The organism is Acinetobacter sp. UBA3025, from assembly GCF_002367915.1.
In the GTDB taxonomy this organism is placed as follows: domain Bacteria; phylum Pseudomonadota; class Gammaproteobacteria; order Pseudomonadales; family Moraxellaceae; genus Acinetobacter.
In genome coordinates this window covers 1-26165 of the sequence record NZ_DFDO01000143.1, presented here as the reverse complement: position 1 = coordinate 26165, position 26165 = coordinate 1, and the positions used below count along the sequence as shown (strand labels likewise).

Below are 26165 nucleotides of genomic sequence, written 5' to 3'. Positions count from 1 at the left end.
CCTAGTTGAGGGGACATGGCTGCAGTCCATCAGTTACAAGGCGTTGGCAATGCCGCCGCTGCTTTACTCGAAAAACTAAGTATCTTTAATACTGATGATTTGCTTTTTCATCTACCACGTGACTATGAAGACCGTAGCACGATCATTCCCATGAATCAATTAACGGTGGGACGCAGCTATTTGCTGGAAGGTGTCGTGAAAGGGGTTGATTTCCCACCCGGTAAACGCAAGTCCATGGCGGTGTTACTGGATGATGATTCTGGCAAAGTCACTTTGCGCTTTTATCATATTTATAAAGGCATTACCGATCGCTGCAAGCTCGGTAACCGTTTAAGAGTCTTTGGTGAAGTGCGAGTCGGTGCCCGTGGTCTGGAAATGTATCATCCAGAGCTGCAAGTGATTACTGAACATACACCTCTGCCTCATACCCAACTCACCTCGATCTATCCGGCAACCGAAGGACTGACTCAGCCCAAGCTGCGGGAATATATTAAACAGGCACTAGAACTGCACAGTGATGATTTGCCTGAACTTTTGCCACAAAAATTTAGCAATGGTTATGGCCTGAAGCAGGCACTGGAATATATTCATCATCCGCCGTTGGATGCCAATATGTTGCAGCTCACTCAAGGCTCACATCCGGCACAGCAACGACTGATTTTTGAAGAACTGGTGGCGCATCAAATCAGTTTACTGACTCGGCGTGCCTTTATTCAGCAGATTGAAGCGCCTTCATTTTCCCCGAGTAAAACCTATGTCAAACAACTTTTGGCCAGTTTGCCTTTCGAAATGACCGGTGCACAAAAACGTGTATCCAAAGAAATTGCCAAAGACCTGAAACAGAATAAACCAATGCTGCGTCTGGTGCAGGGTGATGTGGGCGCAGGTAAAACTTTGGTTGCCGGTGTTGCAGCCTGTCATGCCCTAGAAGAAGGATGGCAAGTCGCGCTGATGGCGCCAACTGAAATTCTGGCCGAACAGCATTACCTCAACTTCAAGCGCTGGTTCGAACCACTCGGTTTAAATATTGCCTGGCTTTCCGGCAAACAGAAAGGTAAAGCGCGTGTAGCAGCAGAACAAATAATCCGTGATGGCAGCGCGCATCTGGTGGTGGGCACACATGCCCTGTTTCAGGAAAATGTCGAGTTCGCCAAACTGGGCTTAGTGATTATTGATGAGCAGCATCGTTTTGGGGTCGATCAACGCTTAGCCTTGAGAAATAAAGGCTTGGATGGTATGTCACCGCATCAATTGGTGATGACCGCAACCCCGATTCCACGCACGCTTGCTATGTCGGCGTATGGCGATCTGGATACGTCAATTATTGATGAATTGCCACCGGGTCGTACTCCGATCCAGACTGTGACCATTCCGCTGGATCGTCGCGAAGAGGTTCTGCAACGGATTGCCACGAATTGTGCTGAAGGTAAACAGGCTTATTGGGTCTGTACTTTGGTGGAACAATCGGAAACTCTGGATGCTCAAGCCGCAGAAGCAACCTTTGCCGAGATCAAGGAACGCTTCCCTGAACTGAATATCGGTCTGGTACATGGCAAAATGAAAGCCGATGAAAAACAGGCAGTCATGCAGGAATTCAAAGACAATAAACTGCAGCTACTCATTGCCACCACCGTGATTGAAGTTGGGGTCGATGTCCCGAATGCTTCGATTATGGTGATTGAAAATGCCGAACGGCTTGGCCTGTCACAACTACATCAGCTGCGTGGTCGGGTGGGTCGTGGTGCCAAAGCCAGTTTCTGTGCCCTGCTCTATAAAAATCCATTGTCACAAAATGGTCAGGAACGTCTGCGTATCATGCGCGAAACCAATGATGGCTTTATCATTGCCGAGAAAGACCTGGAATTACGTGGTCCGGGTGAATTGTTAGGAACCAAACAGACCGGTGATATGGGTTTCCGTGTAGCCAAACTGGCACGTGATGATCACTTGCTGAATCAGGCGCATTATGTCGCCCAGCAGATGTTAAAAGATTATCCGAAACAGGCGGATGCATTATTAAAACGCTGGCTACCTGAGGCTCCACGCTATGCCTATGTTTAAGCTGTTACAACAGGGTAAACTCTGGCTGAATCGTTTACAGCCTTGTCAGCTGTGCCAGACAGATTATCAAAACCTGCATTCTGTCTGTCAGGATTGCTGGCAACAGTTACCTTGGGCACATCAGACTATTCAGCGTCAGGAAATGCAGTTTCAGGTGGCTTGTGACTATGCCTACCCGATGGATCGCCTGATTCAATTATTTAAATATGAGCAGAAGCTGCATCTGGAACCATTATTGGCAGGCGCATTACTAACCTTAAAATTTCCTAAAGTCAGTGCAGTGGTTCCTATGCCGATTTCAACCGAACGACTGGTTGAACGTGGCTATAATCAATCTTTGTTGCTGGCCAAGCATGTAGCTAAACACTTGCAAGTTCCCGTCTGGCAACCAATTGAACGACTCAAGCAACATTCACAAAAAGGCTTAAGCCGTCTGGAACGTATCGAAGATATTGAAGCCCAGTTCAGGGTCACTATCTCTTCAAAAGTCCGTTATCGTAAGGTTTTAATTATTGATGATGTGGTTACGACTGGCAGCTCAATTCGAGCTTTGAGCCAGCAACTGGAAAAAATGGGCTGTCAGCAGATTTATGCCGCCTGTCTGGCGGGAGCCAAACTTTAAATCAGGCTTGGGCCAGTAAGTTCTTTTTAACCCAAGGTATGACAATTTCTGTAGTTAAAGGTGCAAGTTTCACATCTTTCTGATCCAGATCCACCCATTTCATCTCGGCAATCTCAGCTTCAATATGTGGTTCGCCATCTAACTGCACCAGATAAACATAACTGACCAGTTGATGATCCGGTTCATTGGCAGTTTGAGTTTCAAAACACCCGATAAATTGCTGAATCTCAGCCTGACAGCCAATTTCTTCCTGAATTTCACGTAGCATAGTTTGTTCAGGTGCTTCATCCGGTTCCAGCTTGCCACCCACTTGCATAAAACAGTCAGTATTTTTCTTGCGAACCACCAGCAGCTGCTGATCTGAATTCAAAATAATGGCAGCTGCAACGGTAATAATTTTCATGAATTCGGAACGATTAAATGGGAAATACTTATTTTACGAGATCTTCCTGATTGACCATACCCCATTTTGCTTCAGGCGGCTGGTAGTCTTGAAATTTCTGCAAAATTTCTTCGAAGTCATCACTCACGATCAGAGATTCAGTAAAACGCGGCTTGGTAAAACCTTTGTCCGTGGTCATCTGAATAAATTTAAGCAAATCATCATAAAAGCCATCGACATTAAGAAAAGCGCAAGGTTTTTTATGAATCCCGAGCTGAGCCCAGGTCCATTGCTCAAAAATTTCCTCGAGCGTTCCAGCTCCACCCGGAATGGCAATAAAACCATCGGAGAGTTCTGACATTTTGGTCTTACGCTCATGCATATTGTCGACCACATACAGCTTGGTAATATGCGGATGCGCCAGTTCTCGATTCACCAAGGGTCTTGGAATGACACCAATGACTTCTCCCCCTGCAGCCAGGGCACTATCCGCTACAATGCCCATCAATCCGGAACGACCACCACCATAAATCAATGTTTGCTGTCTTTTTGCCAGGGTTTGACCTACCTTTTCGGCAATTTGTTTATAACCAGGTTCAGAACCTAGCGCTGAGCCACAGAAAATTGCGATAGAATTCATCATTTTCACCATTGCATTGCCGGTATATAGTACGCAGGCAGCGCCTGAGAGTTTTTTTTCAAAAATAACTGCACAATCAGTGTTTTTATTCAATTCCTTGTCTAAAATACACGCATTTAGATTAACATACTGCGCAAGGGAGAAAAGACAGCATGCTTGAAGCCTTTTACGCCACAGAGCGCGGTAGCCTAGAAGATGCCACCATCAATGGTGATTTCGACCTGCATCCGGAACTGGTTTGGATAGATTTAATTGCGCCTTCACAGGAAGAACAGCAATGGATTCTGGATGCCTATGAGCAAAACCTACCCACTTTAAAATCTCTGGAAGATATTTCTTCGAGTGCCCGATTTTACCGTGATGATGACGGTATTTTGCACATCAGTACTTATTTCTTAACGAAAAATAAAAATTATCAAGTCGAAAGTGAACATGAGGATGATGCCAGCATCCTCGCAACGGTTCAGACAGTCGCTTTCATTTTGCATAAAGACCGGCTCTTTACCCTACGCGGTGAAAAGCTGGTAGCTTTCCGGGCCTTTCGTGCCCGTGCGCGTCGCAATGATTATGATATTGACTATAAAGATCCAACCTGGATTTTGCTGGGTTTGCTCGAGGCCAAACTGGATGAGTTGGCCGATATTCTGGAAGATGTGCATAAGGATCTGGAAAAATACTCAACCGAAGTGCTGAATAACCGGCATCGTGAACAGATCCTTGATCTGGACGACATGATTACCCGTCTGGCTCAACTGGAAGATATGCTCGGAAAAGCTCAGCTGTGTCTGATCGATTTACGACGGGTACTTACCTTCCTGTCACGTCCACGAGCCTTAGGCAGTCATATTTATGATGCAGATATTCGAGAACTCAGTGAAGACGTCCGCTCACTGGTCGAGCATGATGCCTTCCTGTTCCAAAAAGTCCGATTCTTGCTAGATACCACGTCCGGATTCATTAACACTGAACAGAATGATACGATCCGTCGCTTCTCGATTTTACCGAGTATGCTTGCGCCACCCATGCTGATTGCCAGTATTTACGGGATGAATACTGATGTCTTGCCCTTCGCTCAAGGTTCGATGAGCTTTGTGATGGTGAGCATTATTATTATGGGCTTCCTGATTGGGCCATTGATTTACTTTAGATGGAAGAAGTGGATTTAGAATCCCTCCTAATTTCTCCTTAGGGAGGAAGCTCCCTCTCCTTTTAGGTGATGAGTAGCAGTGATACTCAAGGGTGAGGTCAGAATTAATCCTCTCTCTAAGTCTCTTGTGCTTAGATTTAGGGCAGTGCTTTAAATCTCGCTCAGAGAGAAAAAACTTCCAATAGTTGCTTAAAGTTCGAGTCTAGACCAATTCTCCACTTTTTTAAAATACAAGTTCCCTCTCCTTTCAGGAGAGGGCTAGGGAGAGGCCAATCAAAACGTCGACCAGCCACTCCATTCCATAAAACGGTATAACCAGTATTTCCAGAATGACTCTTCAGCATATTGAGCATAGTCCACGCTCATGGAACGGCCATTCAAATTAGACCAAGTCGTATTGAAATACTGCTGCGCATCGCTAAAGACTTCCGCCTGAGGTTGTCCCACCACACGCAGATTGGTTTCCAGATTATAATTTTTTAGGTTACGTGCCGTGAAATTGGCGGAACCTAAAATCATTTCAGCTTGCTGAGTGCCGTATTTCATCAGAATTTTGTTATGACATTGCTCGCCTTGAGTATTACACCAGCGTACCGGAATACCAGCTTTATGCAGTTCTGAAGCCACCTGCCGGTTAGGAATGCCATTTTTCTCACGACCAAATGCATCTTTGTTTGGATCAAGTAAAATCCGAAGTTTCACTCCGCGTTCATGTGCTGCAATCAACCCTTTCACAATCTTACGTTCTGACAGATAGAACATGGCCAGATCAATCTGCTCATCTGCTTTCGCCGTTTCAAGCAGCTTTAGAACCCCCTCATAAATGGCTTTTTCAGTCAGCACCTGAACTTGAGGCTGGTTTTTTTCCGCTTCAAACTCACCTGCAATCACAGCCGGCATATTGGCTTGAGACATGATCCCGACCGCCTGTTCTGTTGCAAGAATATCAATTGCTGTTCTGCCCCAGACCAGTAGACCAATATTGGAGTGCCGTGAACTGCCATCATGTGGGTTCATTGAAGTGACCAGTGCTTTCCAGCCCTGATCTGTATCAACGACCAGTGTTTTACGATGATTGGCTTTGAAATTAAACAAGTCGAAATAGCTGCGTAAGGTCACTTTTTCTGGACCAAACGGATTCGGCAACCAGCCTTTTTCCGGATTATTGCCAATCCCCTGACAGCATAGATACCAGAAACCTGACCAGCTTGGATTAGAAGCACGCAGCGGTGTCAGATTGGTTTCGATTACATCTACTCCTGCCTGACGCAGTTCACGATAATGCTGCGCTGTAATTCCACCATAGACAGAATTAATCGGATCGGTAATAAATTTGATTTCCACTTCAGGCTGCATCAATCGCTTGTTGAGTAAGGCCTCTGTGAGCTGTTTGCTGAGTGCCTGATGTTCCTGTTTAGAGGCACCGGTCTGCTGATTAAACAGAAACATATCCAGCACGATCAGGGATTTTGCTTCCTCAACCATTTTCAGCATTTCATTAAAAATCTGATGATCCAGTTGCTGCTTGCCCTGTGTATCTAGATAAGTCTGATCGACCAGAAATTTCACCTGTGCATGGCGCAGCTTACCCGTGTAATTCAGCCCTTCAGGTAAGGGTTTATAAGTATGATAAATTGCTGAAGCCAGATAACTGGCCATCAGCACACCAATGATCAAGGCCGCATAACGGCGATTTGACCAGTTCAGTTTATTGTGAATTCGTTGAAAGATACGCATAAAAAAAAACCTAACCCAATATACTCAGGCTAGGTTTAATCTGATGATTTTTCAAGTCTATTTCAGTGACAGTACTTGGATTCGGTCAGTTATTTCAACTGAATCCTAGAAATCATATTGTACGCCGACTGTGAAATTACGTCCGACTTGCGGAATATTCGACAGGAATGAACTATGTGAATAGACCTGATCATCGAGCAGGTTATTGGCTTTAAAATAAACCCGATAGGCATTTTTATCAGCAATGCTATTGGTGTAGCTTAGGCCGACATTGACCATGTTATAGCCTTGGGTTTCATCTTCATAACTGGCGATCTTGTCCTGATTAAAGACATGATAATACTCAGCCAGACCTGACCAGCCATCGGCAAAGTCTGCTTCGACTTTGGTGCCTAAGCGACCTGCCGGTACACGTGGGGCATTCTCGCCTTCGATTTTACCGCGCACATAGTCACCAAAGACACTGAGCTTATACATGTCATTGATCTGATAACCAGCTTGTGCTTCCGTACCATAGAATCGAGCTTTGTCTTGTGTATAGTCGACCAAGCGGAAGTCACCTTCACTATCAGTCGTTGAACCATAAATGTAGTTATCAAACCAGTTGTGATAGACATGCACATGATAGTCTAGCTTATCGCCTTCATAATGCAGACCTAATTCAAGATTATTTGATTTCTCAACATCTAAATCCTGATTCCCACGCTCATAAGTATTGGTGGCAAAGTGAACCCCATCTGCATAAAGTTCTTGCGCCAAAGGCAAACGTTGCTGATGCGAGCCAACCACAGAAAGCTTATAGTTTGGCGCAAATTCCCAATTGGCTGCTGCTGAACCTGAAACACCGGTATCTGAGTAATTTTTTTGAGTTGAATCCACATCAATTTTTTGATGTTCTACTCGTGCACCGAGTTCAACATGCACATCCCCGATCTGTTTGTGCTCAAGACCAAATAAACTATATTTTTCAGTTTTGGTATCTGCCATCAGAACACTACTATGGGAATGGCCCTCATGTTCCTCTGTACCACCGGCAAGATTAATTTTTTGCTGGCTATATTGAGTACCAATGACCCCTTCCCAACCAGCGACTGGTTTATGCACAAGTTCTAAACGAGCATCATAACCTTTACTTTTAAAGTTACTAATGACTTCATTTTCTTCCAGTTCATCGTGCTCATAGTCAGTAAAGCTGGCATGGGCACGCAACTTGTCAAAACCGGCAAATGGGTTATTTAACTCAGTGCGCATATCATAACGATGTGATTCCAGATCAACCCATGGACCACCATGTGCGTGTTCTTCTTCAACTGCATTTGGATCTGGTTGCGGTGCTGGGCCATGTCCGCCACAGTGCAATTCATTACCATGTGGATGACAGTCATGATATTCATGACTATGCCCTGGCAAACCATATTGGTCTTGACGGTTGCTATAAGATAGACCAACAAAACCACGATCATGAATCCATGATCCACCAATATTTACAGTCTGGCCTTCAGCAAAAGTATTGCCTACACGACGTTCTTTGTGAAAATGTGAATGATCGCCATGAGATTCTTCTACTACATAATCAGGCGCAATATAGTCATTGGCCTTATGTTTAGTACCTTCGACACGCAGGGCAAAATTTTCACCGACTGCAGCAGTCACGCCTGCACTTGCCAGTTTTTCATCACTGCCCGAGTTGTAACGTAGTCCAGCAGTTCCTTCCAGACCGTCTTCCGGCATTTGGGTTGGGATTTTCTGGTCAGTGACATTGACCAGACCACCGACGGTTCCCGCGCTATAAAGCAAAGTTGATGGGCCACGAATCACTTCGACCTGTTTGGCCAGAATCGGATCAACCGTCACCGCATGGTCAGGAGATAGAGTAGATACATCAGCCGTTTCGGAGGCATGCTGCAAAACTTTGACACGTGGACCATCCTGGCCTCGAATTACCGGTCGGCTCGCTCCGGTTCCATACTGATTTGAATACACACCAAGTTCATCTGCCAGCGCATCACCAATAGTCGTCGCACGTTCAGATAAGGCTTTCTGATCCACCATCAGATCAGCAACTGCAAAATCTGCCGCAGTCTGTACCAGTGGATGAGCTTGTACCTGAATGGTATCCATGGTTTGTACAGGAATAGAAGAAGATGACTGTTCAGCAAATACCGTAGGCGCAACTACAGCAAAAATTGAGAGTGTTATTAGATTCTTAGAAAAGGACATGACCCAAGCTCAAATTCAGCAATTTCGAATAGTGTTATAATATAACATTTCATTGCTTTTGCAATCCTTTACGGTAATCAATAAGATATTTTATTAGAATGTCGTTTGAATATTTTTTATTGCAGTAAAATCCTATTTTTATGCCCTTTACTTTATCCCATGCTGTACTCGCTCCGCCTATTTCATATTTAACCGGCAACAGGCTACCTGTTGCTGCGCTGGCAATTGGCAGCATGGTTCCAGACCTGTACCGTCTTTTTACCCAAAAAGAATCTAATATCACCCATTTATGGTCTTCGCTGATTCACCCTGATTTATGGATTGGTCTTATTTTTTGTGCGGTCTGGTACCTGATTTACCGGCCAGTAATTTATCGTTTTATTGGCATACAACATGATTTAAATATTCATAACCTATTTTCAGCGTTCAGATTTATTTGCGCTATGTGTATTGCAGTGGTGATTGGGACAGCAACCCATATTATTTGGGATGGTCTGACCCATGCGGATTTTCGAACCTTTGCCTTTTATGACATTCTCAGTCAACAGTATCAAATTTTAGGACGAACTTATCCCCTACACCGGATTTTACAGATCGGGACTTCTGCCCTAGCTCTACCTTTTATTCTGTGGATGAGTCTGCATTACTATAAAACTCACCGGCAATATTTAAATGTCGGTCACAAGATTCTTATCTTTTGTTGGGGTTTATTAGGCCTATCTACGCTCACAGGTTTATTTTCGACATGGGACTATATGCGCTACATTCCGGATGATGCTTGGCGTTCTGATCTGTATTATTTTACCGGCCGCTCTATCAATGAATTTAGCCAGGGCTTTTTAATCACTTTTAGTTTGGGCTGTCTGCTATTTTTATTTCTGGATCGTGATCGGCGTATGGGCTAGGAAAATCTCCCACTTCCTGCTTATTCACTTTAAAATGATACTGTTTTTGCCTCAAGTTCTTGTGACAACATGCCCAAAGAGGCATAATCCTACCTTTGCTAAAGGCGGTACGCTGTTTACGTATACGCTTCCTTAACCCATATAGTTGGATTTTTAACGCTATGATGCGAACTCATTACTGCGGTTCTTTAACCGAAGCTCAAATTGACCAGACCGTAACATTATGCGGTTGGGTACACCGTCGCCGTGACCACGGTGGTGTCATTTTCCTTGACATGCGTGACCGTGACGGTCTTGTTCAAGTGGTTATCGACCCAGATACACCTGAAGCGTTTGCAACAGCAGACAAAGCACGTTCTGAATACGTATTAAAAATTACAGGCCGTGTACGTCGCCGTTATGCGGGTACTGAAAATGCCAACATGGTGAGTGGTCAAATCGAAGTATTGGGTAAAGAAATTGAAGTTCTTGCTCAGTCTGAAACTCCTCCATTCCCATTAAATGACGAAAACACAAGCATTTCTGAAGAAATTCGTTTGAAATATCGTTTCCTGGACATCCGTCGTCCTGAAATGATCGATCGTTTACGTTTCCGTTCTAAAGTGACCAACCTGATCCGTAACTATTTAGACGATCACGGTTTCCTGGACGTTGAAACTCCGATCTTGACTCGTGCGACCCCTGAAGGTGCGCGTGACTACTTAGTTCCAAGCCGTGTATCTAATGGTAGCTTCTATGCGCTTCCACAATCACCACAGCTATTCAAACAGTTGTTGATGGTGGGTGGTGTAGATCGTTACTACCAGATCGCTAAATGTTTCCGTGACGAAGACTTACGTGCGGATCGTCAACCTGAATTCACTCAAATCGACATCGAAACATCGTTCATGAGCGATGACGATATTATGGATTTGATGGAAGGCATGACTGTTAAGATGTTCGACGAACTTCTTGGCATCAAATTCGACAAATTCCAACGTATGCCTTATTCAGAAGCAATGCGTGACTACGCTTCTGACAAACCAGACTTACGTATTCCTTTGAAACTTGTTGACGTTGCAGACTTGATGCAAGACGTTGAGTTCAAAGTATTTGCAGGCCCTGCTAAAGATCCTAAAGGCCGTATTGTTGCGCTTCGCGTTCCAGGTGCGGGCTCACTGCCACGTAGTGCAATCGATGAATATACTAAATTCGTAGGCATCTACGGTGCGAAAGGTCTGGCTTACATCAAAGTTAATGAATTTGAAAAAGGCATCGAAGGTCTTCAATCACCTATCGTTAAATTCATCGAGCCTATCGTGCTGGATCTGTTGAAACGTGTTGGTGCTGAAAATGGCGATATCGTATTCTTCGGTGCAGATAAAGCGAAAGTTGTAAATGATGCGATGGGCGCACTTCGTGTGAAAATCGGTCATGACCTGAAACTTGCAACTTGCGAGTGGGCGCCACTTTGGGTGGTTGACTTCCCAATGTTTGAAGAAACTGACGATGGCAAATGGACATCAGTTCATCACCCATTCACACTGCCAAAATCAAGTGTTGAAGATGTGAAGAATAATCCAGGCGAAGCATTGTCTGTTGCTTATGACATGGTATTGAATGGTACTGAAATCGGTGGTGGTTCACTGCGTATTTATACTTTAGAAATGCAAAAAGCGATCTTTGAAGCGCTGGGTATTTCTGAAGAAGAGGCAGAAGAGAAATTCAGCTTCTTGCTAAATGCGCTTAAATTCGGTGCGCCTCCGCATGGTGGTTTGGCATTCGGTCTGGATCGTCTGGTGATGTTGATGACTGGTGCATCTTCAATCCGTGATGTGATTGCATTCCCGAAAACCAAAACTGCTGAATGTCCATTGACTCAAGCACCTGCACCAGTTGAATCAACTCAACTGCGTGATTTGGGTATTCGCTTACGTGAAAAACCAAAAGCCGAATCTCAAGAATAATTTCTTGATGATTTAAGTAAAAAAGCTCTGTTCTAGCAGGGCTTTTTTATTGCATTGAGAAGCCTGCACGACAGTGGCATAATAGCTTCAGTTTCTATTTTTAGGTAATTTGGCAATGGCGATGCGTCCTGCTGTTCGTAACCGTGGCATCATGCTGATCGTGTTTTCAGTCGTACAATGGCTGTTCATGCGCTATATCCTTGCAAACAACCTGTTTAACCTGGACACCAATGACCGTATTGTGTACTTCTGCCTGAGCAGTATTTTAGGTGCACTCGTCATTTTTGTAGGTTTGATTTATATGGTGCTTAAAGGCAATCCTGATCAAGAATCTTAATCAGGCAAGCTGCCCACCATGTACGCATTACTCAAGAACCTCTCCAAATTCCCGTTAAGATTCATTCAAAATTTGGCGAAAAGTGTTGGATCACTTCTCTATATTACAAATTCCTCAATTCGTCGTACTACAGAAATTAATTTAGGAATTGCCTATCCCGAACTGTCAGCATCGGAACGTACACGACTGGCAAAACGAAGTGTTCAAAGCCAATGTATGACCTATGCCGAGTCAGTCAAAATTTGGGGTTCTGAACCTGAATTTGCATTAAAACAGATCCGGAATATTCATCATCCAGAAATTTTTACTGATGCACTAAAAAATCCGAATGGAACTTTGGCAGTCGTTCCTCATTTTGGCACTTGGGAGTTACTTAATGCCTGGGTGAATCAGCACACTAGTCCAGTCATCATGTATAAGCCAAGTAAAAACCCGGATGTAGATCGGTTCATGCTGGAAGCGCGTCAATGCTTAAATGCAACCCTTGTTCCGACTGATGAAACTGGTGTACGGGCTTTATTCAAGCATTTAAAACGGGGTGGCTTTGCTGCGATCCTGCCCGACCATGTGCCTAAGGAAAGTGGTGGGATCTATTCACCTTTTTATGGTCAGAATGCCCTGTCTTCTACACTCTTATCCAAATTGGCTGCAAAGACACAATGTGCTGTGATTGGTCTGAGTTGCCTACGTCATGATGATTTAAGTGGATTTGACATTCATGTGACTGAATTATCCAGTGATATTTTGTCTAAAGACTTACAGCTTTCTGTGGATACCTTAAATAAAGAAATGGAGCGTATGATTAATATCGCTCCAGAGCAGTATGTGTGGGGGTATAAAAGGTTTAGGAAATTAAAAGGTGAGCAAAATCTTTATAAAAAGCATGCCTAGAATCTTTTGTGGCTCTATTGAGAGTCAAAAACCTTAATATTGATAAGTTTAATCATACTTAGTAATATGATAATCTAATTATATTACTAAAAATATTAGTAAAAATTTACTTAAATTTAAGTTATATATCTATGTCAAACCAACCAAAAATTTTACTGGTAATCCGATCTCTATCTGGCCGTGGCGGTGAAAGATCAGTTTTAACGCTCGCTCAAGGTTTCTATGATATAGGTTGTGAAGTTCATCTTTTATGCTTTCAATCTACAAAAGAATACGATATAAATCCAAATTTTATTTATCATTTAATTGATATTAAACATTGGTATTATAAACTTTTTATTACAATTACATGGCGCTATCAGTATATCGCTAAACAATTTGATCAATATGTTTTGAAGAACATTGGTCAACCTGACTTGATTTTATCTAATTTAATTCAAACTAATCGGATTTTATCCAACAGTAAACTTGATAATATTGCCTATGTTATTCGTAATACATTTTCAAAAGAAAATGAAAATGCATTACTCAAAAATCCAAATAAAGTCATTAATCGCTATCGTGAAATTTATAAAAAGCACCCATGTATCTGTGTAAGTCAGGGTGTGGAAGATGACCTCAAAGAAACGCTCGGTGATTTGCCCAATGTTTCGACGATCTACAATGCATTTGATCAACACTATATGCAAAACCAAGCCAACGAATTTCAACCTGAGTTAGGTAAATATCTGCTACATGTAGGTGCGTTCTGTTATGCAAAAGCACACGACACCTTAATTAAGGCTTATGCAGAATCTTCACAACAAATCCCTTTATATTTACTGGGTAAAGGTGAATTAGAAGCAGATATTAAACAACTCATTTACAGCTTAAATTTGGAAAAAAAAGTTCACTTCTTAGGGTTTAATAAAAATCCTTACCCTTTTATTAAAAATGCTCAAGCACTAATTCTCTCATCTAGATACGAAGGATTTGTACGGGTCATCTCTGAAGCTTTAGCACTTGGTACCCCTGTGATTAGTACCAACTGTCCTTCAGGTCCTAATGAGATTCTCTCTCCAAATAATCTAGTCGCAGTAGATGACATTAAAGCATTAGCTGAAAAGATGAATCAAGTAATGCAAAATCCAAATGATTTTTACACACCCTTTAATTTAAACTTTTTACCATGTAATATTGCAAAACAATATTTAGACTATTTTAAGATCAATATCGACAATTAAGATCAGGATTATGAATACAAACCCCAAAATCATTTTAGTCGCTAATTCCGATTATACTTTTGATATTAACTCATATATCTCAGATAAAGATATTATCGTTAGATTTAATCTACCAAAAGCTTCGACTTTAGCCCCGACAGGAAATAGAACCAACTTCTTATTTTTAGTAAATACAGTTGATATTGTTCAAAAAAAATTAAAAAATCACAGTAAATTTATTGAATTCACTAAAACCATAAAAAATAAATTTACAATTATTTTCCCTTATAGCGATGATTTAATTAAAAAAATAAAACCACTTTATAAAAAGAAGATATTTATTTTTTTAAAAAAATTGACTCCAAATTTTAATAATATCGAATATTTAAAATTTTTAGAATCAACAGGAAACACTGTTCAAGTTCTCCCTGACTCCTATTATTTGGACCTAAAAAAACTAATAGATCCAAATACAAAAAACATACTTAGTACCGGAATTATAGCAACTTATTTTTTTTTAAATAATCCTATATATCAAAACTATGACATATATTTACATGGATTTAGTTTTGAAGGTTGGGATGGACATGCATGGAACAAAGAAAAAAAATTTATAGAAAACTTAATTCAATCAAATAAAATTCATTTATTTCCTAAGAGCTAAGATTATAAAAATCTTTATAAAGCTAAATATTATTTTTGATTTAAACTAATTATATGTAAATCAGATATTAATTCTAAGTGTTTTTAGAAATTAACTGGATAGAGTTAATTTCTAAGAAAATCTATATCAGTATTTTACTCTTAAAATCTTTTTTAATTTATTCAATACAAGAAGCTGTATCTTTAACTAATTCCCATACTTTTTATAAAACTAAAATCTATTTTAATGAAGCTAAATGTCTTAATGCATAATAACGATCACGCCACATACGTTTCTGCTTTTTCAACCCATACGATAAACTACGGTTTTCTTTTTCCTTACGTGACACACCCTCAGAAGCTACTGTTCCCAAAATATCACTATCCAGACCAGCAGGTCGAACCAAGGCTGGCCATACCCCTAAACCTTTACCATTCTTACTCAGCCAAGTCTGGAAGAAAATATCTACCGGCATGTTTATGGTTTTACCAGCTTCTACAAACGCTCGAGCACCTTGACGTGACCAGATTAAACCCAAACCACGAATAGGAAAGTAGAAGGCATACCAGACACTCATATCTTCAATCTGGGTAATATCTTTTGCCAGCTTTTTCTTTTTGGCGGCAATATTAATTAAATACCAATCCAGTTCTTTATGCTGGTCCAGATATTCAAACAGACCATCCAGCTTTGTCTTAAAGTCTGGATCAATCTTCATATCATCTTCAAGCACAACCAGGTAATCTGCATCAGTATTCAAAAACTTCTCAGCACAGCCATAATGACTCAAGTAACATCCTAGCTCTGAATTCATGAGACTACGGCCTAAAATCTGCTGTGCCCCTCGATCATCATAGTTTGCAAATTCAGTTAATGCTTTACCACGACCATCCACCGCAGAAAAACGTTCAAAAGGCCAGTTTACAGCATCAAGCTGCTGCGTTGCCCGTTCAAGTCGTTCATGACTACCATCCAGATTTATCAGATAAGTAATTACTTTCATCATGAACCTCTAAGCTAAAATCGAATTTGGTAAATAACCAGCCAGTTTTTGCTGCATGGCCTCACTCACCTGTTTTGCTTCTGCTGGATTCAATTGATCCAGGCTTTGAATACATCCATATTTTATTACAGGATTATCTAATGCTGAAATGAAACTGTCGACGCTACCTTCATTTTTTAGATAAGCCAGCTCAATATCAGGCTTCAACTCAGCTTGCTGCTTTTGAATCGTGATATGATTCATCAGTGAAATGGGATTAAGCTGCTCTACACTGCGGAACTTGTATTTAATCTGGGTTTCCAACAACTGCGGATGTGCTAATAAATAATCCTTTAAGGCATGACGATCGACAATATGCGGGTAATGATGAATTTCAAAAAACTTTTTAAAGCCCAAGATATCCGCACCCAGCATTTGTGCAATCATATGCTTGGGTTGAATCGGCTTGCCAAATTGGCGCTGCAAAAATTGGCGATATTTTAACTTTGTCTTCAGTGCAAAACTGCTTTGCCAGTGACCATAGATAACTAAACTTTCACCATTTAGGAAGTCTTCTACCTGTGCGGTTGAATTAAAGAAGAAATCATCATTTAAATAAATAAAGTAGTCTGATAATCCTTCAATATTCCAGAGCATACTTTCAATCGATCGGGTATTGAAAGTGGGTAAATGCTGCTCATAACCTTTAAAAATTTCCCGATGATCTACTACACGGATCTTATCAGCAGAACACAGACCTTGTGCAGCAAACTCACCAATAAATTCTGGACGCTGGTTATCGGTCACCACAAAAATATTGCGGCAAAAAGGTACATATTTCAGGATTGAAGCAATATTGTAGTAGATTTCATTGTTACTTGCGAAACGGGTATCACTGACTGCGTCTGATGCATCTTCACCAGTCAGATATTTATGCCGTTTCTTTTTTAATTCAAGATCATTGCCATCCACCCAGGCAATCACAATATCAATCTGCTGCATTCACTTCATCACTTAAAAATCTGTACCTGATTGCTGAGTTATTACATCACATAATTATTGCCAAGCATCCTTGATCCATTGCGATGGCAGGACATAACGGTACCATTTACCACCACCGCCATTGATGGCATCTGGCGGATTGATTTCACCATGGAAAATAATAATTTTGACGCCTTCAGGCTTCACCGGTGGCTTGAAATAAGCCATGGGAATTTTTTGCAGACAGTGATATTTATAGCTCTTGCACCAAGTGTCCGGCCAGTAACTCAGTTTCTTTTCCTGATCGACATACCAGGATAAATAAGCCTGCTCGTTACGGAATTTCTGGCGAATTTCATCAAAATGCTCACGGAAATATGGCATTAGTCCCGGGAAAGCACCTAGTTTGAAACGATAAACCGAACTATTTCCAGTAATACGCCATGGACGCTTCCAGTCATGAATAATCAGAAAATCACCTGGATGGGTGAAGAAGCTATCAATATTATCAACAATGACAACATCTAAATCGAGGAATAGTGCATTACCTTTTAAACCATATAAATCCGGCTCAAATGTAGAAAGTTTATTCCAGCCGCGTTCAGGACTGCCCAATGGTAGGGCCAATGGAGGAATTGGGAAACATTCAACAGCAGGATTAATGCCTTCAGTACGATCTGTCAGACACACCATTTTAAAGTCAACCGTGGTATGACGTTTGACCATATTGTATAAACGATTGACGTACTCTGCCCCATATTTGGTGCCCCATTTCATGCATAGCACAATATTCTGTTCAGACTGTGTATGAGCCTGACCTGACAGTGAGTCGCTTACGTTTTCCTGCATGTATTCATCTTCCACCAGCATTCTGCGCCATATCATACCATTTCTAAAGCAAAGTTACTGCCTGCTTTTCAATAACCTTCATCATACTCAAAAACACTTTATGGTATGATGTGCAGTCGCTTTGAGAACACCAATATTGGCTTGAACTCAAGCCCTCCCTATTAGAAATACATAATCAGGTTGATATGAAAATAGCAGTTGCAGGTACCGGTTACGTCGGCCTTTCCAATGCGATGATCTTCTCGCAACATCATGAAGTCGTGGCACTGGATATTATCGACAGCAAAGTTGAAATGTTGAATCAGCAAATTTCTCCAATTCAGGATTCTGAAATTTCAACTTTTTTAAGTGAAAAACCACTAAACTTCCGAGCAACAACAGATAAGTATGAAGCTTATCAGAATGCAGATTTTGTGATTATTGCCACACCTACGGATTACGATACCAAAACCAATTATTTTAATACCCAGAGTGTGGAAAGTGTCATTCGTAATGTGATCGAGATTAACCCTCAAGCAGTTATGATTATTAAGTCTACAGTTCCTGTGGGCTTCACCAAAACCGCCAAAGAAAAATTTAATACAGAAAATATCATCTTCTCTCCTGAATTTTTGCGTGAAGGTAAAGCCTTACATGACAACCTTTATCCATCACGTATTATTGTTGGGGAGAAGTCAGAGCGTGCCCAGCAATTCGCAGATATGCTGATCGAAGGTGCAATCAAAAAAAACAGCCCTGTGCTGTTTACTGACTCGACTGAAGCAGAAGCAATCAAGTTGTTCGCGAATACTTATCTCGCTATGCGCGTGGCTTTTTTCAATGAACTGGACACTTATGCACAAACCTTTGGCCTGGATACTCAACAAATTATTGAAGGTGTCTGTCTGGATCAGCGTATTGGCGGCCACTACAATAATCCTTCCTTTGGTTACGGCGGTTACTGCCTGCCAAAAGATACCAAACAGTTGCTTGCGAATTATAGTCAGGTCCCGAGTAATCTCATTCAGGCGATTGTAGATTCCAACCGTACCCGTAAGGACTTTATTGCAGATTCCATTTTAGCTAGAAATCCGTCGGTGGTCGGTATTTATCGTCTGGTCATGAAAAGTGGTTCAGATAATTTCCGCGCTTCTGCCATTCAGGGTGTGATGAAACGCCTTAAAGCCAAGGGAGTTGAAGTTATTGTTTATGAACCGACATTAAAAGAAACCGAGTTCTTTAAATCTGAAGTGATTACTAATTTAGAAGTTTTTAAACAGCAAGCAGATGTGATCATCACTAATCGTCGATCTAAAGATCTCAGTGATGTTGAAGATAAAGTGTATACTCGTGATATTTTTGGAGGCGATGAATGAAAATTCTGGTAACAGGTGCAGCAGGTTTTATTGGATTTCATGTTTCCAAAAAGCTTTTAGAACGTGGTGATGATGTCGTCGGTTTCGACAATATGAATGACTACTATGATCCAGCTTTAAAACAGGCACGTGTAGATCTGTTAGTTAAAACTGCAGAACAGCAGTCAAGGCAGTTCAATTTTATTCATGCTAACCTTGCAGATAAAGCTGCGGTCGAAAAGTGTTTTCAGGAGCATCAATTTGATCGTGTGATTCATCTCGCTGCACAGGCAGGCGTACGTTATTCACTTGAAAATCCGATGAGTTATGTGGAAAGCAATATTGTCGGTTTTACCAATATCATTGAAGCTTGTCGCTATGCCAAAACACCACACCTGACTTATGCCAGCACCAGTAGTGTCTATGGCGCCAACACCACCATGCCTTTTAGTGAAAAGCATGGTGTCGACCATCCAATCCAGTTCTATGCAGCAACCAAACGTGCCAATGAATTGATGGCACATAGCTATAGCCACTTATTCAAACTACCAACTACAGGCTTGCGCTTTTTTACTGTCTATGGTCCTTGGGGTCGTCCGGATATGGCTCTCTTTAAGTTCACCAAGAACATTATTGAAGGCAAATCTATTCCGGTTTTTAACCACGGCAACCATACCCGTGATTTCACCTTTGTTGCAGATATTGCTGAAGGCGTGATCCGTTCCAGTGACCAGATTGCTGCACCAAATCCAGACTGGGATAGCAACAATCCTGATCCATCCACCAGCAATGCCCCGTTCCGGATCTTTAACATCGGCAATAATTCGCCAGTCAAACTGATTGAATATATCCATGCCATTGAAAAAGCAGTCGGCAAAGAAGCCATTCTGGACTTACTGCCACTACAACCCGGTGATGTACCAGATACTTTCGCTGATAGCTCAGCACTAGAACAAAGTGTAGGTTACAAACCTTCTGTTTCTGTTGAAGATGGCGTAAAACAGTTTGTTGACTGGTATCGCGATTTCTATCAGGGTTAATTATATTTCAAGCACTTTAAGCTCAATCGAACTTAAGGTGCTGATATAAATAAATCAAATTGCTACTTATTTACCAAAGTAGCCCTAACGTTTCATCCCACTGTTTTGGTTCAATCACCATACGACCCGCATTCGGTGTTAAGGTAATTTCACTAAAATATACAGTATCTTTCGTTAATAAAAAATCTATCCGACTATAACCATACTTAAAACAAAGCTGTTCAGCGAGTTCAAGCATCTTCACAAACTCGACTGGCTCTTTCACATCCAGAGGTGTGTTTTTCTTACCATCTACAGTAAAAGACTGAAGCTCCCACAATGTATTATAAATATTGGAGTACTCAATACCATCTGCACCTGTGATATCCACTTCTATAAACTTAGGTTTCCCCTGAAAACAATGCACTCGACATGTTGTAATCGTCGATTGTGTAATTTGATCTACATATAATTCAACGTATTTTTCAATCATAATTTTGGGAGTGATATTCTTATAATGCCACTCTCTTTTTCTGTAATACATGTTCATACTTAGACTACGATTCATCTTCTTTTTCACATGAGGCATGTCTAAAGTATCTTTTTTTTTGCATATGACAGCACTACCACTATCATGTGTACATTTCAGAACAAATTGCTGTGGTAAAAGATCAAATTTAATGTCTTCAAAATAATGATGAACACCTAGAAGTGGAACTAGGTATTGTGTGCCTATACGATTCGCAACCAAATCACGCACTGCATGCTTATCTGCCAAAACCGTATAGAAAGGACAGCGATCATAAATCATCCGAGCAGTCACTTTTTCATTAAACGTTTTAGGCTCGTTAAAATCAGGGACATACCCTAATTTTTTAATGAATCTTTTCTTTAAATATTGTTTATCTGATACAAATAAACTTCTAACAATTTTTGCCTTATAAATTAACGTATTTAACATTAGAATAAATCATATAACCCTCATTATTATGAGAATTATAACAAATAAAAAAGGACTCGAATGAGTCCTTTTTCTTTATAAATCAACTTATTTTACGTAAGTTAACCAGTGAGCATATTTAGGGTCTTTACCCTGAACTGCATCAAAGTATGCTTTCTGGATTTGAGTGGTGATTGGACCACGTACACCTTCACCAATTTGACGGTCATCATATTCACGGATTGGCGTTACTTCGGCTGCAGTACCAGTGAAGAAAGCTTCATCTGCAATATAGAATTCGTCACGGGTAATACGGCGTTCTACTACTTCATAGCCAAGATCTTTAGCAATAGTAATAATCGATTGACGAGTGATACCATCTAATGCACCACCAGCGATGTCTGGAGTGTGAATTACGCCATCACGTACCAGGAATACGTTTTCGCCTGAACCTTGGCATACATAGCCTTGTGGATCAAGCAGCATTGCTTCGTCATAACCAGAATGTGCCACTTCTTGGTGAGCAAGAATCGACAATGTGTAGTTACCAGATGCTTTGGCCTTACACATGGTCACGTTTGGATGATGGTGTGTGAATGATGAAGTTTTTACACGAATACCTTTCGCCATCGCATCATCACCAAGGTAAGCACCCCAGCTCCACGCTGCAACTACAGCATGAATAGTATTGTCAGTAGCAGCAATACCTAATTTTTCAGAGCCAATAAAAATAATTGGACGTAAATAGCAAGATGCCAATTTATTTTCACGAACCACATCAATTTGAGCTTGTTCTAATGTTGCATGATCAAATGGAACTTTCATTTGATAAATTTTTGCAGAATTGAGCAAACGTTTGGTGTGTTCTTTCAGACGGAAAATAGCCGTTCCATTCGGGGTTTCATAAGCACGGACACCTTCAAACACACCCATGCTGTAGTGCAAGGTATGTGTTAATACGTGAGTTTTCGCCTCACGCCAGTCTACTAGTTGTCCATCTTGCCAAATGAAACCATCACGATCAGCCAAATTCATGCCACAAACTCCAATTTTTTCACAATTATTCACTATCCAGTGCAAATACTGCACTTGGATCAATCAGTCTTTGCCATAACTTGCAAACGGTCTTTCGGGTATCGTGCCAGTCGCTTGCAGACACTTGCATGGATTGATTTGCAAGGGCTAAGCGATGGCTCTCGGCGCGTTCACGGAGATAAGCTTGAATCAGAGCAGTCGCATCGTCGCTGGATAAGCAACCTGATTTTGCGGCATCCTCAAGGATTCTTACATTGTCGGAGTAATGGGCGAGATCTTTATTCGTCCCACTCCAAGCTAACACCGCATACTGTGCCATAAATTCGATATCAACGATACCACCTGCATCTTGTTTTAAATGAAAAATCCCATCTTTTTTTTGCTCTTTGGAAGAACCTAGATGATCTTTCATTTTCTGACGCATTTTCAGAACTTCACTACGTACATGACAGATATCGCGTTTCTGGGTAAGAATTTTACAGCGTAGTGCTTCAAATGTCTCTCTCAGGCTATCTTCCCCAGCAATGGAGCGTGCACGCACCAAGGCTTGATGTTCCCACAGCCATGCATTTTTCAATTGATATTGCTCAAATGCTTTCAGGCTAGTGACCAGCAGCCCTGCTTCTCCAGAAGGACGTAGACGAGTATCGACTTCATAGACACGTCCATCCAGTGTTTGTGTGGTCATGAGCGACATAAACTTCTGTGCCACACGCATGGCAAACTCAAAACCGCTAATCGGCTTGAGACCGTCCGTATCTGCCTGCTCACCCATATAATGAATGAAGACCAGATCCAGATCCGAACCATAACCCAACTCAATGCCACCGACTTTGCCATAGCCAATGACGGCAAAAGCCGTATGTTCTATTGAGCAGCGCTGCCCTTCTGCATCCAACGGAAAACCATGTCGTTTAGCCACAATCTGATAAGCCAGATGCAGCGCAGCATTCACTGAGACTTCTGCAATATCCGTTAAGGCATCCGAGACTTTCATTAAAGGACTTTCTGCCAACACATCACTGGCAGCTACCGCAAGGACATTGGATTTTTTAAACAGGCGCAGCACCCGCATCTGATCTTCAACCTGATCAATTTCGATTCTGAGCAATTGCTGACGCAGGCTATCTTCCAGATCCTGCCGCTTAGGCAATTCAAAATCCATCGACAGGAACTCATCCAGCAATACCGGATAATGAGTAAGCTCCTCACAGATCCAGGGGCTGACAGTCGCCATCTTGACCAAACGCTGTAAAGCGCCTTTACTTTCAATCAGCATCACCAGATACACCGTACGACGCATGACTGATTCAACCAATGGCATCAGGCGAACCAGTGCAACTTGCGGTTTATCTGATTCTAGAATCGCCTCTATCAGATAAGGCCAAAACGTTTTTAAACGTTGAATGGCTTTAGCTGGCAATTTTTTTAAGGCATGACCATGCCAGAATTCATGCACCAGATTTTTTGCATGATCATCCAAGACTTCATTCAGCTGTTGTTCGAGTTGAGAAAAACTTTTGCCTTGAGGCTCTGGTCCATTTTCCTTGATCAAGTGCTCAAACTGGTAAATCACTTTAGCGCGTTTTTGATCCAGCACTTCCATAAAGGCGGACCAGTCTGAAAAGCCCAAAGTATCCACAATACGTTGACGTAAATCTGGCTCAGTCGGCAAACATTGGGTTTGTTGATCATGCAGCGCCTGAATAGCATGCTCTACCCGGCGCAGGAATAAATAGGCATCTTCTAGGTCAGTCACCGCCTGTTCATCCAGCAGTTCAGCCTCATCCAGATGATTCAGGCTGACCAGACATTGCCGGTCTTGCAACTCTAACTTGGCTCCGCCATAAATCAGCTGAAAAACCTGCACTATAAATTCAACTTCACGAATCCCGCCTGCGCCAAGCTTGATATCATCTTCAATATTACGGCGCTGTACTTCACGCTCAATCATCGCCTTCATTTCGCGCATGGCTTCAAAAGCGCTGTAATCGACATATTTACGGAATACAAAAGGACGGGTCATGTCCAGCAGTTCATCACCTTCTGGGCTCGGATTGACGATGCGGGCTTTGATCCAGGCATAGCGTTCCCATTCACGCCCATGCTGACTGAGATATTTTTCTAGTGCGGCATGACTGATGGCTAAAGCAGAACCATCACCCCAAGGTCGCAGACGCATATCAACGCGGAATACAAAACCTTCAGCGGTGATATGGTCTAGCAGATAGATTAACTTTTGTCCCCATAGGATACAGAACTGCTGAACGTCAATGCATTTGCGCCCATCTGTTTCACCCTGTTCATCAAAGGCAAAAATCAGGTCAATATCACTGGAAAGGTTGAGTTCCTGAGCGCCCAGCTTGCCCATCGCAATGATGATGAGGTCTTGAACTTTACCGTTATAGCCAATTGGCTGGCCATATTTGGCGACTAGAGGAATACGGGCAAACTCTTTGGCAGCGCAGATGCAGACATCGGCGAAATCAGACAGCTCGCGAGTCAGTGTGATGACATCGGTGAGTTGATTGGCATCCTGCCAGATCCAGCGGAACATCAGGCGGGCACGCAGAATACGTAAGCTACGCATCCACATGGTTTCATCGCTGATATTTAATAGATTGGAATAGATTAAGTCTTGAATCTGTTCAGTGCCGAGTGACCCCTGAAACTGATCAATTGCATAATCCTGATTCAATAGATCTTGATGATTGGCCAATACCTGTTCTGCATACTGACTGGCTCTTAAGGTTTTCTGCAATTGTACCGCGTCCATCACTCGGTGATTCCCTCAAAACTTTTATTTAGTTATAGCAGGAGTTCAGGCCGAGTGGGAACGGTTTTAATAGAAATTTATGATTTTCAGGACTTTTCAGTATGCAGATCTTCAAGTACCAATGCCTGATGATCATTGGTCACTTTAGGTAAATGCACAGTAAAGGTGGTTCCAGCGCCTTCTTTAGAATCTACGACAATCTGTCCATGGTTCAGGTCTACAAAACGCTTACACAGTACCAGACCCAGACCTGCGCCTTTCTCATTGTCTGTGCCTTTTAAGCTCACTGTGAGATTAGGTCTAAACAGATTTTTCATTTGCTCTTCAGTCATACCGAGACCAGTATCCTGAACAGTAATCTTGACTTGCTCACCTTCCATTTCAGCAGCCAGAATCACCTGGCCACCCTGATCAACTGGAGTAAATTTCAGCGCATTCGATACCAGGTTCTGCAAGACCGAAGTAATCATGTTGATATCAGCATGCACCTTGATATCTTCAGGAACCTGGTCAATCAGCTCAATATTCTTTTTCAACGCCAGACTTTTCAGTACATCACAGACAATTTTAGTAGACTGTTTTAATTCATAGTTAATCGGATGATAAACGAAACGTCCACCCTCGGCCATCGCCCAAGTCAACAGGCTTTCTAACAAGTTATACGTCGATTGAGCCGTATCATATAAATAATCAGAAATACTCTGGATACTGGATTCATCCAGAGTGTCACGTTCCTGTGCCAGCACTTCCGAGAAGCCTAACAAGCCATGGAAAGGTGCACGCAGGTCATGAGCAATAATTTGGAAGAATTTGGTTTTACTGAAGTTTTGTGCACATTGCTGTTCGTATAACTCTTTCAGCTGTGTATGTTCCTCATTCAGTTTAACTCGTTTTACTAAAGATTCAGCAAATTGCTGGACGATAATAATAGCTTCCTGATCAAATACTTCAGTCTGATCGTCAAAGAAAACCACCTGCCCCAAAGACTGTCCTTGGGCTGATTTCAAATTGAATGCTACGAGCCGCTGATGGGCTACACCAAGGCTGTTCACATGATCTGATAGTTCTACATATGCAGGATGATTTTGATCGATCACATCCATTTCTTGTAGATATTTAGGGATGTCCACATTCTGGGGTACGTGCAAACCGCGAAACCCGAGCGGACAGCTGTACCAGAGATAGGGTTCCATATGGAATCCGATGATACAGGTCTTGGCGCCGAGTACTTTACGGGCGACTTTACAGAAGGTGTCTAATAAATTGTCAGAGGTATAGACACCTAAAATGAGAGATATACGGCACGAGCTTAACTGCTCCGTATTCTGACCGATCTCTAGCAGTTTTAGTTCCATGTCTGCCTCTCTGGATGTTATGGAATATAGAATAAAAATTACAACCGACTAAATTAATACAATCAATAACAAAGATTCTATATTTACTCAACGTTAAAATCTCATTTATCGACCAAAGGATTTGTTAACTTATTTCTCTAAAGATACATTGATAGCTTCAA

Annotated in this window: 22 protein-coding genes; 11 read left to right on the top strand and 11 right to left on the bottom strand. The window is 41.8% G+C overall.

The genetic code is table 11. The features are described from left to right. Positions 1-15: 15 nt before the first annotated feature. Both recG and B4J23_RS06105 read left to right on the top strand, forming a co-directional pair. The gene (gene recG / locus B4J23_RS06110) at positions 16-2061 is read left to right on the top strand and encodes an ATP-dependent DNA helicase RecG (protein WP_291359309.1); all 2046 of its coding nucleotides are present in this window, start codon (positions 16-18) and stop codon (positions 2059-2061) included. Further along, the gene (locus B4J23_RS06105) at positions 2048-2683 is read left to right on the top strand and encodes a ComF family protein (protein WP_291359307.1); all 636 of its coding nucleotides are present in this window, start codon (positions 2048-2050) and stop codon (positions 2681-2683) included. The genes recG and B4J23_RS06105 overlap by 14 nt, the downstream gene beginning before the upstream one ends. Position 2684: 1 nt before the next feature. Here the strand turns inward: B4J23_RS06105 and B4J23_RS06100 are convergent, their stop codons facing one another. Both B4J23_RS06100 and B4J23_RS06095 read right to left on the bottom strand, forming a co-directional pair. Then, positions 2685-3086 carry an NUDIX hydrolase gene (locus B4J23_RS06100; protein ID WP_291359305.1) on the bottom strand — a complete coding sequence of 134 codons (402 nt, stop codon included), beginning with the start codon at positions 3084-3086 and terminating at the stop codon, positions 2685-2687. Between the two features lie 28 nt (positions 3087-3114). Next, positions 3115-3705, bottom strand: a complete 591-nt coding sequence (locus tag B4J23_RS06095; protein WP_291359303.1) for a TIGR00730 family Rossman fold protein — start codon at positions 3703-3705, stop codon at positions 3115-3117. A 152-nt stretch (positions 3706-3857) separates the two neighbouring features. Here B4J23_RS06095 and B4J23_RS06090 point away from each other — a divergent pair, with 152 nt between their 5' ends. Continuing rightward, the gene (locus B4J23_RS06090) at positions 3858-4871 is read left to right on the top strand and encodes a CorA family divalent cation transporter (protein WP_004786961.1); all 1014 of its coding nucleotides are present in this window, start codon (positions 3858-3860) and stop codon (positions 4869-4871) included. A 254-nt stretch (positions 4872-5125) separates the two neighbouring features. Here the strand turns inward: B4J23_RS06090 and B4J23_RS06085 are convergent, their stop codons facing one another. Together B4J23_RS06085 and znuD are read right to left on the bottom strand one after the other, a co-directional pair. Next, entirely contained in the window at positions 5126-6589 is a 1464-nt protein-coding gene (locus B4J23_RS06085; RefSeq protein ID WP_291359300.1) for a phospholipase D family protein, read from the bottom strand. Positions 6590-6694: 105 nt separating this feature from the next. Beyond that, positions 6695-8809 carry a zinc piracy TonB-dependent receptor ZnuD gene (znuD, locus tag B4J23_RS06080; RefSeq protein ID WP_291359298.1) on the bottom strand — a complete coding sequence of 705 codons (2115 nt, stop codon included), beginning with the start codon at positions 8807-8809 and terminating at the stop codon, positions 6695-6697. 140 nt (positions 8810-8949) lie between these two features. On the opposite strand from znuD, the gene B4J23_RS06075 reads away from it, so the two are divergent. The 6 genes from B4J23_RS06075 (at position 8950) to B4J23_RS06050 (ending at position 14754) form a co-directional block, all read left to right on the top strand. Beyond that, entirely contained in the window at positions 8950-9714 is a 765-nt protein-coding gene (locus tag B4J23_RS06075) for a DUF4184 family protein (protein WP_291359296.1), read from the top strand. 161 nt (positions 9715-9875) lie between these two features. Further along, entirely contained in the window at positions 9876-11660 is a 1785-nt protein-coding gene (gene aspS / locus B4J23_RS06070) for an aspartate--tRNA ligase (protein ID WP_291359294.1), read from the top strand. 115 nt (positions 11661-11775) lie between these two features. Further along, positions 11776-11997: a hypothetical protein gene (locus tag B4J23_RS06065; protein ID WP_005232078.1), complete on the top strand. Its 222-nt coding sequence runs from the start codon at positions 11776-11778 to the stop codon at positions 11995-11997. 18 nt (positions 11998-12015) lie between these two features. Next, positions 12016-12888, top strand: a complete 873-nt coding sequence (locus B4J23_RS06060; protein ID WP_291359292.1) for a lysophospholipid acyltransferase family protein — start codon at positions 12016-12018, stop codon at positions 12886-12888. Positions 12889-13019: 131 nt separating this feature from the next. After that, entirely contained in the window at positions 13020-14111 is a 1092-nt protein-coding gene (locus B4J23_RS06055) for a glycosyltransferase (protein WP_291359290.1), read from the top strand. A 10-nt stretch (positions 14112-14121) separates the two neighbouring features. Beyond that, entirely contained in the window at positions 14122-14754 is a 633-nt protein-coding gene (locus B4J23_RS06050) for a hypothetical protein (protein WP_291359288.1), read from the top strand. Between the two features lie 217 nt (positions 14755-14971). Here B4J23_RS06050 and B4J23_RS06045 read toward each other — a convergent pair whose 3' ends face one another. The 3 genes from B4J23_RS06045 to B4J23_RS06035 are packed head-to-tail and all read right to left on the bottom strand — an operon-like array spanning position 14972 to position 17545. After that, entirely contained in the window at positions 14972-15736 is a 765-nt protein-coding gene (locus tag B4J23_RS06045) for a glycosyltransferase family 25 protein (protein WP_291359320.1), read from the bottom strand. Positions 15737-15745: 9 nt separating this feature from the next. Next, complete coding sequence (locus tag B4J23_RS06040; protein WP_291359286.1) at positions 15746-16717, bottom strand: stealth family protein; 972 nt, start codon at positions 16715-16717, stop codon at positions 15746-15748. Positions 16718-16771: 54 nt separating this feature from the next. Then, positions 16772-17545 carry a glycosyltransferase gene (locus B4J23_RS06035; RefSeq protein WP_291359318.1) on the bottom strand — a complete coding sequence of 258 codons (774 nt, stop codon included), beginning with the start codon at positions 17543-17545 and terminating at the stop codon, positions 16772-16774. A 185-nt stretch (positions 17546-17730) separates the two neighbouring features. Between B4J23_RS06035 and B4J23_RS06030 the strand changes: the two genes are divergently transcribed. Both B4J23_RS06030 and B4J23_RS06025 read left to right on the top strand, forming a co-directional pair. Beyond that, positions 17731-18900, top strand: coding sequence for a nucleotide sugar dehydrogenase (locus B4J23_RS06030; RefSeq protein WP_291359284.1), 1170 nt, complete (start codon positions 17731-17733; stop codon positions 18898-18900). Next, on the top strand, positions 18897-19919 hold the full coding sequence (locus B4J23_RS06025; protein WP_291359282.1) for an NAD-dependent epimerase: 1023 nt from the start codon (positions 18897-18899) through the stop codon (positions 19917-19919). Before B4J23_RS06030 ends, B4J23_RS06025 begins: the two co-directional genes overlap by 4 nt. A gap of 70 nt (positions 19920-19989) precedes the next feature. Here the strand turns inward: B4J23_RS06025 and B4J23_RS06020 are convergent, their stop codons facing one another. The 4 genes from B4J23_RS06020 to B4J23_RS06005 form a co-directional block, all read right to left on the bottom strand. Next, the gene (locus B4J23_RS06020; RefSeq protein WP_071320433.1) at positions 19990-20859 is read right to left on the bottom strand and encodes an ATP-grasp fold amidoligase family protein; all 870 of its coding nucleotides are present in this window, start codon (positions 20857-20859) and stop codon (positions 19990-19992) included. An 87-nt stretch (positions 20860-20946) separates the two neighbouring features. Beyond that, positions 20947-21873, bottom strand: coding sequence for a branched-chain amino acid transaminase (locus B4J23_RS06015; protein WP_180002350.1), 927 nt, complete (start codon positions 21871-21873; stop codon positions 20947-20949). A 25-nt stretch (positions 21874-21898) separates the two neighbouring features. Continuing rightward, positions 21899-24649: a bifunctional [glutamate--ammonia ligase]-adenylyl-L-tyrosine phosphorylase/[glutamate--ammonia-ligase] adenylyltransferase gene (gene glnE / locus B4J23_RS06010; RefSeq protein WP_291359278.1), complete on the bottom strand. Its 2751-nt coding sequence runs from the start codon at positions 24647-24649 to the stop codon at positions 21899-21901. An 86-nt stretch (positions 24650-24735) separates the two neighbouring features. Beyond that, complete coding sequence (locus tag B4J23_RS06005) at positions 24736-26004, bottom strand: sensor histidine kinase (protein WP_291359276.1); 1269 nt, start codon at positions 26002-26004, stop codon at positions 24736-24738. Between the last annotated feature and the right edge of the window lie 161 nt (positions 26005-26165).

Excerpts from the sequence above, each read along its gene's own strand:
- B4J23_RS06100 (WP_291359305.1), bottom strand. The coding sequence starts at position 3,086 with ATGAAAATTATTACCGTTGCAGCTGCCATTATTTTGAATTCAGATCAG.
- glnE (WP_291359278.1), bottom strand. The coding sequence starts at position 24,649 with ATGGACGCGGTACAATTGCAGAAAACCTTAAGAGCCAGTCAGTATGCA.
- B4J23_RS06055 (WP_291359290.1), top strand. The coding sequence starts at position 13,020 with ATGTCAAACCAACCAAAAATTTTACTGGTAATCCGATCTCTATCTGGC.
- B4J23_RS06105 (WP_291359307.1), top strand. The coding sequence starts at position 2,048 with ATGCCTATGTTTAAGCTGTTACAACAGGGTAAACTCTGGCTGAATCGT.
- B4J23_RS06060 (WP_291359292.1), top strand. The coding sequence starts at position 12,016 with ATGTACGCATTACTCAAGAACCTCTCCAAATTCCCGTTAAGATTCATT.
- recG (WP_291359309.1), top strand. The coding sequence starts at position 16 with ATGGCTGCAGTCCATCAGTTACAAGGCGTTGGCAATGCCGCCGCTGCT.
- B4J23_RS06095 (WP_291359303.1), bottom strand. The coding sequence starts at position 3,705 with ATGAATTCTATCGCAATTTTCTGTGGCTCAGCGCTAGGTTCTGAACCT.
- B4J23_RS06090 (WP_004786961.1), top strand. The coding sequence starts at position 3,858 with ATGCTTGAAGCCTTTTACGCCACAGAGCGCGGTAGCCTAGAAGATGCC.
- znuD (WP_291359298.1), bottom strand. The coding sequence starts at position 8,809 with ATGTCCTTTTCTAAGAATCTAATAACACTCTCAATTTTTGCTGTAGTT.
- aspS (WP_291359294.1), top strand. The coding sequence starts at position 9,876 with ATGATGCGAACTCATTACTGCGGTTCTTTAACCGAAGCTCAAATTGAC.
- B4J23_RS06050 (WP_291359288.1), top strand. The coding sequence starts at position 14,122 with ATGAATACAAACCCCAAAATCATTTTAGTCGCTAATTCCGATTATACT.
- B4J23_RS06075 (WP_291359296.1), top strand. The coding sequence starts at position 8,950 with ATGCCCTTTACTTTATCCCATGCTGTACTCGCTCCGCCTATTTCATAT.
- B4J23_RS06025 (WP_291359282.1), top strand. The coding sequence starts at position 18,897 with ATGAAAATTCTGGTAACAGGTGCAGCAGGTTTTATTGGATTTCATGTT.
- B4J23_RS06065 (WP_005232078.1), top strand. The coding sequence starts at position 11,776 with ATGGCGATGCGTCCTGCTGTTCGTAACCGTGGCATCATGCTGATCGTG.
- B4J23_RS06040 (WP_291359286.1), bottom strand. The coding sequence starts at position 16,717 with ATGCAGCAGATTGATATTGTGATTGCCTGGGTGGATGGCAATGATCTT.
- B4J23_RS06085 (WP_291359300.1), bottom strand. The coding sequence starts at position 6,589 with ATGCGTATCTTTCAACGAATTCACAATAAACTGAACTGGTCAAATCGC.
- B4J23_RS06020 (WP_071320433.1), bottom strand. The coding sequence starts at position 20,859 with ATGTTAAATACGTTAATTTATAAGGCAAAAATTGTTAGAAGTTTATTT.
- B4J23_RS06045 (WP_291359320.1), bottom strand. The coding sequence starts at position 15,736 with ATGAAAGTAATTACTTATCTGATAAATCTGGATGGTAGTCATGAACGA.
- B4J23_RS06015 (WP_180002350.1), bottom strand. The coding sequence starts at position 21,873 with ATGAATTTGGCTGATCGTGATGGTTTCATTTGGCAAGATGGACAACTA.
- B4J23_RS06005 (WP_291359276.1), bottom strand. The coding sequence starts at position 26,004 with ATGGAACTAAAACTGCTAGAGATCGGTCAGAATACGGAGCAGTTAAGC.
- B4J23_RS06035 (WP_291359318.1), bottom strand. The coding sequence starts at position 17,545 with ATGCAGGAAAACGTAAGCGACTCACTGTCAGGTCAGGCTCATACACAG.
- B4J23_RS06030 (WP_291359284.1), top strand. The coding sequence starts at position 17,731 with ATGAAAATAGCAGTTGCAGGTACCGGTTACGTCGGCCTTTCCAATGCG.